Below are 13,756 nucleotides of genomic sequence, written 5' to 3'. Positions count from 1 at the left end.
CGGTGTGCCACGCGTTCACTCGCGGCATGACCGATTCGACCCGTCCTCTGACTGCGCTCGCCCTCGTCTGCACGCTGAAACCGTCCCCTGGCGAGTCGAGCAGTCAGCTTCTCGCGCGGCAGCTCCTCGACGAGCTGTCGATGCACGACGTGACGGGAACGGCCGTGCGACTGGCCGACTACGACATCAAGCCGGGGGTCGAACTCGACGAGGGCGACGGCGACCAGTGGCCGCACATCCGCGAGCAGATCATCGCGTCCAACATCCTCGTCATCGTCACGCCGACGTGGATGGGGCATCTCTCGTCGGTCGCTCAGCGCGCGCTGGAGCGCCTCGACGCGGAGCTGTCGGAGACCGATGAGGACGGTCGTCCGCTGGTCGAGGGCAAGGTCGCGATCGTGGGCGTCGTGGGCAACGAGGACGGTGCGCACGCGATCATCGCCGATCTCTTCCAGGGCCTCAACGACGTGGGCTTCAGCATCCCATCGCAGGGCTCGACGTATTGGAACGGCGAGGCGATGGGTTCGGTCGACTACAAGGACCTGGAGGAGACGCCGGAGGCGGTCGCAGCGCAGAACGCGACGGTCGCGAACAACGCGGCGCACCTCGCGCGGCTGCTGACGGCACAGCCGTACTGATCCGTTGCCCGGCTAGCATTGCGAGCGTGCCCGAACAGCATCCCGAGATAGTCGCGCGACTGCGGGCTGCGGGATGCGTCTTCGCCGAGGACGAAGCGCGGCTGCTGACCGAGGCGGCGGGCTCCCCGGCGCAGCTGGAGGAGCTTCTCTCCCGCCGCGTCGCAGGCGAGCCGTTGGAGCCGCTGCTCGGCTGGGCGGAGTTCGGGGGACTCCGGCTGACGGTCGAGCCGGGGGTGTTCGTCCCGCGCCGCCGCACCGAGCTGCTCGCCCGGCGCGCCGCCGGGTTCGCCCATGCGGCGGTCGACCGCGCCGGTACGGCTGTCGTGCTCGACCTCTGCTGCGGCGTCGGGGCGATCGGAGCGGTGGTGGCGGATGCGGTGCCGGACGCCGTCGTCTACGCCGCGGACGTCGATCCGGTCGCCGTCCGGTGCGCTCGCAGCAACCTCCCCTCGGGCCGCGTCTTCGAGGGTGATCTCTTCGCCGCGCTGCCGACCGACCTTCGGGGGCAGGTGGACGTTCTCGCGGTGAACGCTCCGTATGTGCCGACCGACGCCATCTCCCTGATGCCGCCGGAAGCGCGCGACCACGAGCCCGGTGTCGCCCTCGACGGCGGAGCCGACGGCCTCGACATCCACCGCAGGATCGCTGCCGAGGCGGCCGCCTGGCTGGCCCCGGGAGGGACGCTGCTGATAGAGGCCGGCGCACAGCAGGCGCAGACCTCCGCGGCCCTGTTCGCCGCCGCCGGCCTGGCGACGGGCATCGAATCGGACGACGAGATCGGCGCGACGGTCGTGCTGGCGGTCGTCCCGGGCTGAGCGGCAACCCTTCACTGCGGGCGCGCGCAGGGCTACCCTGCACGCCATGAGCACGCTCGCCGCCGCGCGGCCCATGCCGGCCGACCGCGTCCGCCAGAGCCTCGTCGTCGCCGGAGCGGTGATCGCCCTGGTCGGGGCGGTCGTGGGTTCCGGCTTCGCGGGCGGCACGCCCATTCCGCGGGTCGCGGGTGGTGCTCTGAGTGCGGATGCGACCCTCCTGGCGCCGGCCGGCCCCGCGTTCGCCATCTGGTCCGTCATCTACGCGGGCCTGGTGGTCTACGCGATCTGGCAGGCCCTTCCGTCGCAGGCTGCCCGCGACCGGCAGCGCCGGGTCGGCTTCTGGGTGCTCGGCTCGCTGCTGCTGAACGCCGCGTGGATCCTCTCGGTGCAGGCCGGACAGCTCGCCGTGTCCGTCGTGGCGATCGTGGCTCTGCTGGTCGTCCTGATCGTGGCCTTCGTCGTCCTCAGCCGTCACCCGGCGGAGTCGACCGCCGACGCGGTGCTGCTCGACGGCGTGGTGGGGCTGTACCTCGGCTGGGTGATGGTCGCCACGGTCGCGAATGTGGCGTCCTGGCTCACGGCGGCCGGATTCGACGGGCTCGGTGCGAGCCCGCACGCCTGGGCGATCGGGATGCTCGCGCTGTTCGCGGCGATCGGCTGCGCACTCGCCGTCTGGGATCGCGGCCGATTCGCCCCGGCGGTCGCCTCGGCGTGGGGCCTCGCCTGGATCGGCGTCTCACGGCTGACCGGTTCGCTCCCGTCGGCGCCGGTCGCGATCGCGGCGTTCGCGGCGGCCGCGCTCATCCTGCTGGTGGCGCTCGCCGTGCGCGTCGCGCGGCCGTCCCGGCCACGCCGTCGTTAGCGTCTCGCCCGCGCCCGTAGGCTGGTGCGATGGGCGGTGTGCTGACCGGGTTCGGGATCATCGCCTTCGTCATCCTGGTGGGCTACCTCGCGGGCCGGCTGGGAATCGGCGGGCCGACCGCTCCATTCGTGCTGAATCGGATCGCCTTCTTCGTGACCAACCCGGCGCTGCTGTTCGTCACGCTCGCCCGCGCCGACCTGCGGGTGGTCTTCTCCACGCAGCTGATCGTCGCGGCGATCGCGGCGGTCGTGTCGGCCGGGGTCTTCGTGGCGTTGTCGCGTGCGTTCTTCCGCCTGCCCGCGCCGGAGACCACGCTCGGGGCGCTGGGTTCCGGGTACGTCAACGCCAACAACATCGGACTTCCCGTCGCGGTGTATGTGCTCGGCAGCGCGTCCTACGTCGCGCCGGTGCTGCTCCTCCAGCTCATCGTCTTCGCGCCGATCGCCCTCACCGTTCTCGACACCACCAGCCGCGGTGCGGTCTCCGTCCGATCGATCCTCACCCAACCGTTCCGGAACCCGATGATCATCGCCTCCGTCATCGGCATCCTCGTCGACGTGAGCGGGCTGAAGCTCCCGGCCGCCGTCCTCAAGCCCTTCGAACTGCTCGGCGGAGCTGCAGTGCCGCTGGTGCTGATGGCGTTCGGGATGTCGCTGGTCGGCTCGCGGCCGCTGCGGGCAGGCACAGGCCGCGCCCCGATCGTGGCGGCCGTGATCCTGAAGTCCGCCGTTATGCCGGTGGTCGCCTTCCTCGTCGCGCGCTTCGTGTTCGGCCTGGGCGGTCAGGCTCTGTTCGCAGCGGTCGCGCTGGCGGCCCTGCCGACGGCGCAGAACGTCTTCAACTTCGCCGCCCGTTACGAGCGCGGCATGCCGCTGGCACGGGATGTGGTGCTGCTGACGACCGCGTTCGCCGTCCCGGCGTTGCTGGTCATCGCCGCGCTCCTGGCGCCCTGACCGGATGTCACGGACCGGCCGTGGTCACCGGCCGTCGTCGAGCGAGCGCAGGTACTCGGCGTTCGCTCGGACCGCCGCTTCGTAGCGCTGCAGGTCGGGTGTACGGATGCCGTCGGCCGCGACCTCCATCAGCTCCGCCACAGCCGCATCGCTGCGCCCGGCGGCGTGCAGCGAGAGCGCGTGCCAGACCCGGACGGATTCGGACGAAGGGAAGAGGTCGAGCGCCCGGTCGAGTGCGGCCAGCGACTCGTCGAACCGCGCCAGGTTGCGGAGCGTGCTGCCGTACTGCAGCAGGCACCGGCGCAGCGTGTCGCCCTCGAGCCCGGTCTGCAGAGCGCGCTCGTAGTATCCGGCTGCCGTCTGCTCCTCACCCGCGGTGTCGTAGGCGCCACCGACCTCGTACAGCACATGCGGGTCGTCGGGATGCTCGGCGAGCACCGCGAGGAGCGCCCGGACGGTCGGGCCCATGTCGTTGCGGTCGCGGGCGGCGAACAGCGCGCCGAGGCGTTCGAGCAGGGCAGGGTCGGTGGTCGGCATCCCTTCACCCTAGTTCGGGGCCCGGACGACGTCCCGGAGCGGCGCGGGCAACTCGTCCGCAGGCAGAGCGGAGGCGAGGGCGGCGCCGTAGTGCTCCTTCCGGCCCGAGGTCGTGCCGAGGAAGCGGTGCAACTGCTGGTCCAGGGTGCGGTTCCGCTGGGCCGGTTGCTGCTGGAACATCCGGAACAGGCGCAGGTCGCCCTCCTCCTCCAGCACCGCCTGCGTTCGAGCGTGGCCGAGGGCGCCGATCAGCTCGGCCTCGAGGTCCGGCCGGCAGACGAACACCGCGCCGACCGGAAGGCCGGCCCGCTCGAAGAATCGGACTTCGCCTGCGTCGCACAGCCCGCGCAGGCGCAGGCCCGCGCCCCGCGGGCCGAGTTCGGCGACGAAGCGGCGGACGCTCATCGCCCCGCCCATCGGCACGACGTCGACCCCGTCGCCCGCCAGGTCCACGCCGAGCAGCCCGGCGGCGGCGAGCACGGCCGCGCGATCGCTGGCCCCCTCCACGAGGATGGCCGCCCCGCCGCCTCTGCGCTGTCCGCTCACGAAGACATTGTGCTCCGAGCAGCAGGCGAGGACTGTCGCGGTCGCGCCCCGACGCGTACCGTGCACGCCATGAAGATCATCATCTTTGCCGCAGGAGTGGCCGTCGGGTACGTCATCGGGACGCGCGCAGGGCGCGGCGCTTACGAGGATCTGCGCCGCAAGTGGCGCGGTTTCGCCGAGTCCGACACCGTGCAGCACGTGAAGGGCGATGTGAAGGACCTCGCCGGGCGCACCGCGTCCGACGTCGGGGGCAAGGTCAGCGAGACCGTCAGCAAGGTGACCGGCAAGGCCTCAGCGAAGGTCGACCAGGTCACCGGCAAGGGCGGCTCCGACACCGGCGTCTCCGACACGGGAAGCGCCACCCCGTCCCCCGCTGTCTGACCCGACGACTCACCCGTACTGCGGGCCCGGCACCCACGTGCTGGGCCCGCATTCATGGTCGGCGTGCACGACGGCCGAGCGGTGGACGACGCGTTTGGTCAGGCGCCCTCGGGCGGGTGGGCGACGAGGTCGACCCGCTCCGCCATGTAGCCGACGAAGTCGCGGGCGTCCGAGTCCGCGGCCGTAGCGCTCCAGCGGACCAGTGGCGTGCCGTCCCGAACGAACAGCGGCCCTGTGCTCTCGCGCAGAGCCGCAGCGTCGAGGTGGATGCGCGGCGCGTCGAAGTTCACCGCCTCGCCGTCCCGGAATCCCCCGCGCTGAGCCGCCGCACGAAGCGAGCGGCGGTACTCGACGGACGACGACAGTTCCTGCGGGCGTCCGGGCGGCGTCGCCCGGACCAGGGTCCCCGTGGCGCGGAGCGTCCCCTCGGCGTCGAGCAGGAAGACTCCCAGTCGCCACACGGTCCCGATGCGGCGCAGCAAGGGTTCGCGCCGGATCAGGAAGGTCCGCCGGGCCGGAACGAACTCGGCCAGCGCCTCCTGGCGCGCCCCGGCGGCGGTCAACCAGCTCACCGCATCCCGCAGCGCCGCATCGATGAGTGCGATCGCATCCTCATCCGTCCCGCTGCCCACGGGACGAGCTTACGAGGCGGTTGCCGTCCGGATCGAGAACGAGTTGTCGTCGGTGACCAGCAGGAGTTCGAGGCCGGTCTCGTGGCGGAGCACCACCAGCGCGGACGGGTCGGTCGAAGCGACGCGCTCCACCTGGTTGAGGAAGATACGGGCCATTTCGTCCGTGACGCGGAAGTCGCGACCCAGAGCGTTCACGACATAACCCGAGAGCACCGGCGGACGACCCCGGAGGCCCGTCTCCTCCGCGAAGTCTTCGACAGCGACATGAAAATCAGGTGTCATGGTCATCCGGTGCTCCTTCTTCAGCATCACGGACAGTAGTCGCGGAATCTCGCGCCGCCAGGGGGTTGACGCGGGGTTAGATGGACGACATGAAGACCTTCACCTTCCCCAGGACCGACATCGCCGCATCCAACATCGTCCTCGGCCTGATGCGCATCTCCTCGCTCGACGACGAGCAGATCCGCACCCTGGTCCGCACCGCCCGCGACGAAGGCATCACGATGTTCGACCATGCCGACATCTACGGCGACGAGACCCACGGCTGCGAGCGCCGCTTCGGCGATGCCGGCGCCGTCCCCGCCGCCGAGCGCGACCAGGTGGTCATCCAGTCCAAGGTCGGAATCCGCGACGGCTACTTCGACTTCTCGCGGGAGCACATCCTGCGGTCGGTGGATGAGTCCCTCGCCGCCCTCAGGACCGACTACCTCGACATCCTCCTGCTGCACCGCCCGGACACCCTCGTGGAGCCGGACGAGGTGGCCCTCGCCTTCGACGAGCTGCAGAGCGCGGGCAAGGTGCGCGCGTTCGGCGTGTCCAACCAGACGCCGGGTCAGATCGAGCTGCTCCAACGGTCGCTGTCGCAGCCGCTGGTCGCCAACCAGGTGCAGCTGAGCATCACGCACGCTCCGCTGATCGCCCAGGGTGTCGCGGCGAACATGGCCGGGCTCGACCAGTCCATTTCGCGGGACAACGGCATCCTCGACTACGCCCGGCTCCACGACATCGTGCTGCAGGCCTGGTCGCCGTTCCAGAAGGGGTTCTTCGACGGCGTCTTCCTGGGCGACAGAGAGAACTATGCGGACCTCAACGATCGGCTGGATGAGCTCGCCGAGAAGTACGACGTGACACCGACCGCCATCGCGGTCGCGTGGATCACCCGCCACCCGGCCGGGATGCAGGTCGTGCTCGGCACCACCAACGACCAGCGGGTGCGCGACTCCGCTGCCGGCTCCGACATCCCGCTGACCCGGCCGGAGTGGTACGGCCTGTTCACGGCGGCAGGCCACACCCTCCCGTAGCCGTAGCCGTAGCCGTAGCCGTCGCCGTAGCCGTAGCCGTAGCCGTAGCCGTCGCCGTAGCCGTAGCCGTCGCCGCGCTCGGCAATCGGAGGAGGACGCGGCACCAGCGGCCCCACCCTCCTCCGTTTGCCGTCTTTCGGTTGTCCTCTGGCCGGGTTCTCCTCCCATTTCCACGTCGGTGTCCGGCCTGGGAGAGGGAGGAGATTCGACGGCGGGACGCCCGGGATGCCGGGGAACGGAGGAGTACCGCGCCAGATGCGGTGGCGGTTCCTCCCTTCCCGCAGCGCTTCCGCCAGCGAACACGCGGGCGCGTCTGAGGTCGAGACGGCCCCATCGGCGGGATACCGTCGGAAGGTGGACGACGAGCGGCTGTCGATACCTCGCCGTGTGGCGATGGTGGCGTGGCGCGCGCACGTGTCGGGCATCCGCTCCCGCCTGGTGCGTCCGGTCGGCGAACGCCAGGCCTACGCCGCCGGTCGCCGCGCCCTGCATGTGCTGATCGTGGGCTCGGGTCCGGCCGTCGGCTGGGGCGTCGGCAGCCACGATCTCGCCCTGCCAGGGGCTGTCGCCCGCGCGCTCGCAGCCGACACAGGCCGGGGCGCGGTCGTCGACGTGGTGGCGCATCCTTCAGCGGGCGTGCGGCGCCTCCGCAGGCTGCTTCCCTCCGCCGGACCCGGACGATACGACGCCGTCGTCCTCAGCGGCGCGGTCGCGGATGCGATTCGCCTGGCGAGACCGGAGGCGTGGGCCGCACAGCTGCGCCGGTTGCTGGCGGAGGCTCAGTCGCACTGCGCCGGGCCGGTCGTCTGGCTCGGCGCGCAGCCGGTCAGCTCGATCCAGCCCTACAATTCGGCGTCCGGGCGCGTCGCCGACGCTCATGCACGCCGGCTGAACGCCGTCGCACGTCAGGTGTGTCATGAGGCCGGCGCCGTCTACGTCGGGCTCGGCGCGCTCTCCGGCAGGGAGTCGCATCGGCACCGGACGCCCGCCGACTACCTGTTCTGGGCGCGCCAGATCAGCGACGCGCTCGCCCCGGCCCTCCAGGAGCGCAACGCACAGCAGCCCGCAACCACGGATGACGGCGCCAGGCGGGTGGGTGCCATCGAGCGGTTGAAGCTCAGTCAACGGGGCGGCGACCCCCGCCTCGACGGCATCGTCGCGACCGCGAAGCGCACCCTCGGCACGGAGATCGCCATGTTCACGGTCCTCGACGACCGCAACGAGTGGCCGCTCTCCTCGACGGCCGCCGCGGACATGCGGATCCCGATCGAACAGTCCGCGTGCATCCACACCATCCAGACGCCGGACGGGATGGTCGTGCCGGATGCCGCCGAGGATGACCGCTTCGCGACGAATGTGCTGGTGACCGGTCCGGCGGGCCTGCGCTACTACGCCGGGTTTCCCGTGGAAGCGCCAGACGGCACTCGCATCGGCGCCCTCTGCGTTTTCGGCCGCTCGCCACGGGACCGCGCCGACGGCGAAGCGGACCTGGACGTCCTGCGCGAGCTCGCCCTCCTGGCACAGCGCGAACTGTGGCGCTGGGCTCCCGAGGGCTGAACGCCGGCGCCCGGTTGCCGTCGGCGATCAGCGGTCGAGCGCGGTGAGCAGCCGGTCGAGCGAGCCGCCCAGGCCCCAGCGCTCGGAGAGGGTCTGCAGCGTGGCCCGCTGCTCGGCGGTCGGCGCCGCGAGCCGGGCATCCACCTCGGGCAGCGGGAGGTCGCGGAGGACCTCGATGACCTGCGGCGCGACGGCGAGGTAGTCGCGCGCGGCGGCGAAGCGCGCGCGAGCCGCAGGCTTCATGCCGCTACCGGAATCTTCCGCGGCTGCGATGATCCCGCCCAGGTCGCCGTAGTCGGCCAGCAGCGCCGCAGCGGTCTTCTCGCCGATGCCGGCGACGCCGGGGAGGCCGTCGGAGCTGTCCCCGCGCATCGCCGCGAAGTCGGCGTACTGGTCCCCGCGGACGCCGTACTTCTGCAGCACGACCTCGCCGGTGACCAGCTCGAGGTTGCTCATGCCGCGAGCGGTATAGATGATGCGCACGTCTCGCTCGTCGTCGACCAGCTGGAACAGATCGCGGTCGCCGGTCACCACATCCACCGGTCCGTCGATGTGGGTGGCCAGCGTTCCGATCACGTCGTCGGCCTCGGCCGCCGCCGCACCGACGATCGGAATGCCGACCGCATCCAGCACGTCGCGGATCACCGGGACCTGCGCGACCAGCGCCTCGGGCGTCTCCTCCACATCCACCCCGCCCGGAATGACCCTGGCGACGCGGTGGGCCTTGTAGCTGGGGATGAGATCGACCCGCCACCGCGGCCGCCAGTCGTCGTCCCAGCAGGCGACCAGCGAGTCCGGGTCGTAGTCGGTCACCAGCTTGGCGATGATGTCCAGGAACCCGCGCACCGCGTTGATCGGGGAGCCGTCGGGCGCCTTGACCGTGTCGGGCACGCCGTAGAACGCGCGGAAGTAGAGGGAGGCGCTGTCGAGCAGCATCGTTCGGCGGGTCACGCCCCCGATCCTGCCACTGTGGAGTCCGTGCGGGAACGCCCTCCGCGCGGCGCGGCGCGGAGAGGTCCGGCGTCGCGCACTAGCGTGGAGTCGTGACCGCCGCTCCGCTGATCGTCTCCGCCGTAGCCCTTGTGCGCGACCGCACGGTGCTGATGGTGACGGCCCGCGAACGCGAGGTCTACTACCTGCCCGGCGGCAAGGTCGACCCGGGCGAGACGGCCGCAGAGGCCGCCGCCAGGGAGGCGCTCGAAGAGGTAGCGCTCCGGTTCGCCCCGGACGACCTGGAGGACCTGTTCGAGGTGCGGACGCAGGCGCACGGCGAGCCGGAGGGACGCCAGGTGCACATGCGGGTCTTCCGCGGGTGGACGGACGACAACCCCGTGCCGTCCGGCGAGGTCGGCGCGGTGCACTGGACGACCAGCGCGGATGCCGTCCGCTGCCCGCCGGCCGGCGTGGAGGTGCTGCGCCGCCTCGTCGATCTCGACCTGATCGACTGAGCCACTCCGCCGTAGGTCTGCCCCGCACGAGGGATAGCGCCTGCCGGGTCGACCCGGCAGGCTGTCGCCATGGCACGCACGCACGAGTTCACGTTCTCCGGAAATCCTGACGTCGACTTCGAGATCCGCGCCACCATCGGTCAGGCGTTCAGCGGCGCCGCCGACATCGGCGAGGTGCTGGCGGCCGTCCAGGGCGTGGGTGACAAGGACCATGAGGGGTGGTTCCGCGCCTGGCTGGGGCTCGGCGACCGCATCGCAGCGCAGGGCGAAAAGTCAGCCTCCAGCGGACATTCCGTCAGTGCCGCGAGTGCGTTCCTGCGCGCGGCGTCGTACTACGCGACAGCGCTGAACGCCGCCGCCGCCTTGCCGTCGGACGACGAGTTGCTGCCGACCTTCCGCACGCATCGCGCGGCCTGGGACCGCTGGGTAGACCTCGTCGACCTCGACATCGAGCGGATCGAGATCCCGTATCAAGACACCTCCATGCCGGGTTACCTGTTCCGTGCGCCGCGGGCGGCAGCCGCATCCCGCCCGCTGCTGGTCGTCGCGAACGGCAGCGACGGCGCGCTGACGAGCCTCTGGTCCTCCGCCGTCCACGGCGCTCTGCGTCGCGGCTACGACGCCCTGGTCTTCGACGGCCCCGGGCAGCAGTCGATGCTCTTCGAGCGCGGCGTGCCGTTCCGGCCGGACTGGGAGGCTGTGCTGACTCCGGTGCTCGACTTCGTGCTCGAGCGGCCGGGGGTGGATGCGGACCGCGTCGCCGTCTACGGCATCAGTCAGGCCGGCTACTGGGTGCCACGAGCCCTCGCTTTCGAGCACCGGTTCGCCGCGGCGATCGTGGACCCGGGCGTCGTCGACGTCTCCACCTCGTGGACCGACCACCTCCCGTCGAACATGAAGAAGCTGCTGAGCCAAGGCGACGACGAGAAGTTCGATCGAGACATGGCGATGGGCGCGAAGTTCTCGCACGAGCTGGCCTACACCTGGCAGTTCCGCGCGCGCCCCTACGGCACCACCGGGTACGCGGAGACCATGCGCGCGGTGCTGCAGTACACCGTCGAGAAGGTGGCGGGCCAGATCACGACGCCGCTGCTCATCACCGACCCGGAGCACGAACAGTTCTGGCGCGGTCAGTCCGAGCGGCTGGCGGCGCTCACGCCCGGCGTCTCGACGCTCGTGCGGTTCACCGAGGAGGAGGGTGCGGACTTCCATGTCCAGCCGCTGGCGCGGGCACTGACCGAGCAGCGGATGTTCGACTGGCTCGACGAGCGCCTCGACCGCTGACCGCTGGCGCTGCCGCGCTGCGGTACGCACCGCGCTTCGGTCGGAGATCTGTCCCTCAGCTTAGGAGATTCCCCTCCGGACGCGCTCAATCCTCCGACCCGAAGCGGCCTGTCGGAGATCTGGGCCCGATTCACCGACCGAAGCGCCCTGTTCGCTGCCGTTCGCGCCGCGAACAGGCGTGGCGGGGCTTCCGGCGCAGCGGGCGGATGATGGAGGTGTCGAAGGGGGGTGCGATGCGCGAGGCTTCCTGCCCGCAGTGCCGCGGCGTCGCCCGGCTGGTGCGCAACCCCTACTACGGCGCCGGCCTGGCCGTGCACGCCGACCTGCTGGTGTGCGAGGCATGCGGATTCGCGGGCTTCGCCGAGAACTCGCAGCAGGATGCTGCCGCCCAGGACCGAACGGCCCCCGACGAGGGTCTGCTCCAACGCGTCCTCAGGCACCTCACCGGCCGCTGAGCTGCACGCCGCCTCAGTTCGAGTCGCGGATGAACTCGCTGAAGCCGGGGATCGTGAACTCGAGGGCGCCTCGGCCGCTGGGCTGGATGAATCCGCGGTCGATGAGACGAGCTCTGGGCATAGAAAGACTTTCGCTCGTCACTCGCAGGCGGGCGGCGATGTCGGCGCGACGGACGGGCCCGTCGCCAAGCTGAGCCATGGTAGCCATGAACTGGCGCTCCTTATCCGTGGCGACCGCCCACCGTGATCGAAACAGCGCATCGAGGTCGGCTTCCATTGCGATCTCGCCTGCGCGAACGTGCGCGACGGCAATGCGGGAGCCCGGGTTCGGCCTTCCGGCGGCAACCCAGGAGGCTTCACCGATCAGCTGGACGATGTAGGGGTAGCCGCGCGCGATGGAGACTGCTTCGTGCAGGGCATCGGGCTCCCACTCGACGCCGAGCTCCCGTGCCGGGACGGCGAGGGCAAGTTCTTCATCGGCTGGCTGCAACGGCAGAAGCCGCCGGTAAGCGAAGTGCTCACTGAACGTGACCGCTTGGGCCACCGTGTCCGCAGCGTTCGGCAGCCCCGCCGCAACACCGCGGCGGGTACATCAGCGCCCTCCGCTTGCAGGTGCTGCACCGCGTAGGCGAGGGTCCGCAAGCCGTCGCCGTCTGCCGACTGGATCTCATCGATCAGGATCAGCAGCCCTGCGTGCCCGTCTCCGGACGCGGTGGCGCGAACGACTCTCTCGAGATCCCGGCTCAGTGCGGCTGACGCCGTATCGCTGTTCCCAGGTCGAACCGTTACATCCACGCCGAGAACACCCGGGACGCCGACACGAACCGTGAGCGATTCCAGATGTGTTCCCACCCTGGATCGGGCGTCTTTCCGCCAGGCCTCCGTGGCGCTCGCGATCTGCTCCGCGATTTGCTCGATCAGCCTTCCCTCGCCGGTCGTCACCCAGACCGTCGTCACGCCACGCGCGCGGGCTCGTCGCTCGTACTCGCGCAGCAGCGACGTCTTGCCGAACCCCCGGGGCGCATGGTCGACGTGTATCCGCCCCACGAAGCGGCGCAAGTCCACCAGGTAGGACAGCCGCTCCTCGAACTCTGCCAATTGGTGGGTGCGTCCGGGAACTCGGCGCGCGGTTTCACCCGGCGTGTACGGGGACGGCTGCACCTTTTCATCCCCTTATCGTTCTTTATAGTCTTGCGACTCTATACATCTCGATATCGAGGAATTCGACGGGTGACCGCAATGGCGCCTGGGGCTGCCCCTACCGGATCCGCACGCGCCCCTGCTGCCACATCCGCGCCGCCGTCACGCGCGGGTTCGCCTGCTCGTCCGCATCCACGCCGAGCGCCGAGTAGAGGCGCGCGAGCATCGTCTCGACCGCGCGCACCGATGTGCCGCGCTCGACGGCGATCCGCCGGGTGGAGGCGCCGGACGCGACCAGGCGGAGCACCTCAGCCTGCGCGCGGGTGACCGTGCGCACATCCCCGGAGGGCTCGGTCGTGTGGTGCTCGCCGCCGACGATCGCCGCGTCGACCGCTGCGACGAGTACGTCGACATCCTTCACCTGCGACTTGACCAGGTACACGACCGGGGGTGGAAGTGCATCGTCGCCGACCGCCAGCTGCGGGGAGAGGTGCGAGGTGAGGACGACGAGCCCGACCCAGGGAAGTTCACGGTGGACGCGCCACAGCAGTTCCGCCCCGGAGTCGCCGCCGCCGAAGTCCAGGTCGGTGACGACGGCGTTGGGCTCCACCTGGAGGATCGTGCTCCAGGCCTCGGCGGCGGTGGTTGCCTGCGACGCCTCGATGCCGGTGGAGCGAAGAGCGGACGCGACCATCGAGGCCGTGAAGACGTCGTCGTCGGCCACCACGGCTCGCAACGTCCGTGTTCGCGCGGAAGTGTCGGTCATTTGTGTCTGGCTCATTGTCCCTTAGGTCATCGTCCCGGATGTGGACGCCACGAGACCCTCGACGGCGTCGAGGAGTTCGGTGAGGGGGATGGGCTTGGTGAGGTAGCCGATCCCGGTTCCGGCGAGCTCGTCCGGTCGGGTCAGGGAGCCGCTCATGACCAGTATCGGTCGGCGGTTCCCGTCGCCCCGGCGACCGAGGAGCTCGATGCATTCGTTCAGCGAACATCCGGGGATGATCGCATCCAGCAGAACGGCGTCCGGATCCTGCTCGCGGGCCGCAGCGTGCGGGTCGCCGCTCGTCGTCACCCGGTAGCCGTGTCGGGTCAGCGCCGCGTCCAGGGTGAGACGGATCAGCGGGTCGTCGTCGACGACGAGGATGCTGATGTCGCGCTCGCCCGTGCTCATGGCGGTCAGTGTAGGCCGCCCTGTCCGCCTACAATC

Annotated in this window: 18 protein-coding genes and 1 pseudogene; 10 read left to right on the top strand and 9 right to left on the bottom strand. The window is 70.7% G+C overall.

What is annotated here, in order from left to right; all coding sequences use genetic code 11:
* Positions 1–26: 26 nt before the first annotated feature.
* Genes AB4079_RS07470 through AB4079_RS07455 form a run of 4 tightly spaced genes read left to right on the top strand, consistent with a single transcriptional unit; the run spans position 27 to position 3,268 of the window.
* Complete coding sequence (locus AB4079_RS07470; RefSeq protein ID WP_441786658.1) at positions 27–638, top strand: flavodoxin family protein; 612 nt, start codon at positions 27–29, stop codon at positions 636–638.
* 26 nt (positions 639–664) lie between these two features.
* The gene (locus tag AB4079_RS07465) at positions 665–1,453 is read left to right on the top strand and encodes a putative protein N(5)-glutamine methyltransferase (protein WP_441786657.1); all 789 of its coding nucleotides are present in this window, start codon (positions 665–667) and stop codon (positions 1,451–1,453) included.
* A gap of 46 nt (positions 1,454–1,499) precedes the next feature.
* Positions 1,500–2,315 (top strand): tryptophan-rich sensory protein, encoded by an 816-nt coding sequence (locus AB4079_RS07460; protein WP_441786656.1) that lies wholly within the window; start codon positions 1,500–1,502, stop codon positions 2,313–2,315.
* Positions 2,316–2,344: 29 nt separating this feature from the next.
* On the top strand, positions 2,345–3,268 hold the full coding sequence (locus AB4079_RS07455; RefSeq protein ID WP_441786655.1) for an AEC family transporter: 924 nt from the start codon (positions 2,345–2,347) through the stop codon (positions 3,266–3,268).
* A 24-nt stretch (positions 3,269–3,292) separates the two neighbouring features.
* Here the strand turns inward: AB4079_RS07455 and AB4079_RS07450 are convergent, their stop codons facing one another.
* The gene (locus AB4079_RS07450) at positions 3,293–3,805 is read right to left on the bottom strand and encodes a tetratricopeptide repeat protein (protein WP_441786654.1); all 513 of its coding nucleotides are present in this window, start codon (positions 3,803–3,805) and stop codon (positions 3,293–3,295) included.
* 9 nt (positions 3,806–3,814) lie between these two features.
* Positions 3,815–4,351 (bottom strand): TOPRIM nucleotidyl transferase/hydrolase domain-containing protein, encoded by a 537-nt coding sequence (locus AB4079_RS07445; RefSeq protein WP_441786653.1) that lies wholly within the window; start codon positions 4,349–4,351, stop codon positions 3,815–3,817.
* A gap of 69 nt (positions 4,352–4,420) precedes the next feature.
* On the opposite strand from AB4079_RS07445, the gene AB4079_RS07440 reads away from it, so the two are divergent.
* Complete coding sequence (locus AB4079_RS07440; RefSeq protein WP_441786652.1) at positions 4,421–4,732, top strand: hypothetical protein; 312 nt, start codon at positions 4,421–4,423, stop codon at positions 4,730–4,732.
* A gap of 98 nt (positions 4,733–4,830) precedes the next feature.
* Here the strand turns inward: AB4079_RS07440 and AB4079_RS07435 are convergent, their stop codons facing one another.
* Positions 4,831–5,364 carry a hypothetical protein gene (locus tag AB4079_RS07435; protein ID WP_441786651.1) on the bottom strand — a complete coding sequence of 178 codons (534 nt, stop codon included), beginning with the start codon at positions 5,362–5,364 and terminating at the stop codon, positions 4,831–4,833.
* A 9-nt stretch (positions 5,365–5,373) separates the two neighbouring features.
* Positions 5,374–5,652: a TetR family transcriptional regulator gene (locus tag AB4079_RS07430; protein ID WP_441786650.1), complete on the bottom strand. Its 279-nt coding sequence runs from the start codon at positions 5,650–5,652 to the stop codon at positions 5,374–5,376.
* An 83-nt stretch (positions 5,653–5,735) separates the two neighbouring features.
* On the opposite strand from AB4079_RS07430, the gene AB4079_RS07425 reads away from it, so the two are divergent.
* On the top strand, positions 5,736–6,665 hold the full coding sequence (locus tag AB4079_RS07425) for an aldo/keto reductase (RefSeq protein WP_441786649.1): 930 nt from the start codon (positions 5,736–5,738) through the stop codon (positions 6,663–6,665).
* A gap of 354 nt (positions 6,666–7,019) precedes the next feature.
* Positions 7,020–8,222, top strand: a complete 1,203-nt coding sequence (locus AB4079_RS07420; protein WP_441786648.1) for a GDSL-type esterase/lipase family protein — start codon at positions 7,020–7,022, stop codon at positions 8,220–8,222.
* 27 nt (positions 8,223–8,249) lie between these two features.
* Here AB4079_RS07420 and AB4079_RS07415 read toward each other — a convergent pair whose 3' ends face one another.
* Entirely contained in the window at positions 8,250–9,173 is a 924-nt protein-coding gene (locus tag AB4079_RS07415) for a 5'-3' exonuclease (RefSeq protein WP_441786647.1), read from the bottom strand.
* A gap of 92 nt (positions 9,174–9,265) precedes the next feature.
* Between AB4079_RS07415 and AB4079_RS07410 the strand changes: the two genes are divergently transcribed.
* The 3 genes from AB4079_RS07410 (at position 9,266) to AB4079_RS07400 (ending at position 11,409) form a co-directional block, all read left to right on the top strand.
* Positions 9,266–9,670 (top strand): NUDIX domain-containing protein, encoded by a 405-nt coding sequence (locus tag AB4079_RS07410; RefSeq protein WP_441786646.1) that lies wholly within the window; start codon positions 9,266–9,268, stop codon positions 9,668–9,670.
* Positions 9,671–9,739: 69 nt separating this feature from the next.
* Positions 9,740–10,954, top strand: a complete 1,215-nt coding sequence (locus AB4079_RS07405; RefSeq protein WP_441786645.1) for an alpha/beta hydrolase family protein — start codon at positions 9,740–9,742, stop codon at positions 10,952–10,954.
* Positions 10,955–11,187: 233 nt separating this feature from the next.
* Positions 11,188–11,409, top strand: coding sequence for a hypothetical protein (locus tag AB4079_RS07400; RefSeq protein WP_441786644.1), 222 nt, complete (start codon positions 11,188–11,190; stop codon positions 11,407–11,409).
* Between the two features lie 13 nt (positions 11,410–11,422).
* Here AB4079_RS07400 and AB4079_RS07395 read toward each other — a convergent pair whose 3' ends face one another.
* The 4 genes and pseudogenes from AB4079_RS07395 to AB4079_RS07380 form a co-directional block, all read right to left on the bottom strand.
* Positions 11,423–11,953 carry a hypothetical protein gene (locus AB4079_RS07395; RefSeq protein ID WP_441786931.1) on the bottom strand — a complete coding sequence of 177 codons (531 nt, stop codon included), beginning with the start codon at positions 11,951–11,953 and terminating at the stop codon, positions 11,423–11,425.
* 71 nt (positions 11,954–12,024) lie between these two features.
* Positions 12,025–12,570, bottom strand: a pseudogene (locus AB4079_RS07390) (AAA family ATPase); the annotation flags it as partial.
* Positions 12,571–12,667: 97 nt separating this feature from the next.
* Positions 12,668–13,315 (bottom strand): response regulator, encoded by a 648-nt coding sequence (locus tag AB4079_RS07385; RefSeq protein ID WP_441786643.1) that lies wholly within the window; start codon positions 13,313–13,315, stop codon positions 12,668–12,670.
* Positions 13,316–13,336: 21 nt separating this feature from the next.
* Positions 13,337–13,720 carry a response regulator gene (locus AB4079_RS07380; protein WP_441786642.1) on the bottom strand — a complete coding sequence of 128 codons (384 nt, stop codon included), beginning with the start codon at positions 13,718–13,720 and terminating at the stop codon, positions 13,337–13,339.
* Between the last annotated feature and the right edge of the window lie 36 nt (positions 13,721–13,756).

It is taken from the genome of Leifsonia sp. 2MCAF36, from assembly GCF_052115525.1.
In the GTDB taxonomy this organism is placed as follows: Bacteria; Actinomycetota; Actinomycetes; order Actinomycetales; family Microbacteriaceae; genus Leifsonia.
Note: the sequence above shows the minus strand (reverse complement) of the source record. Positions and strands in the feature narration are given on the sequence as shown.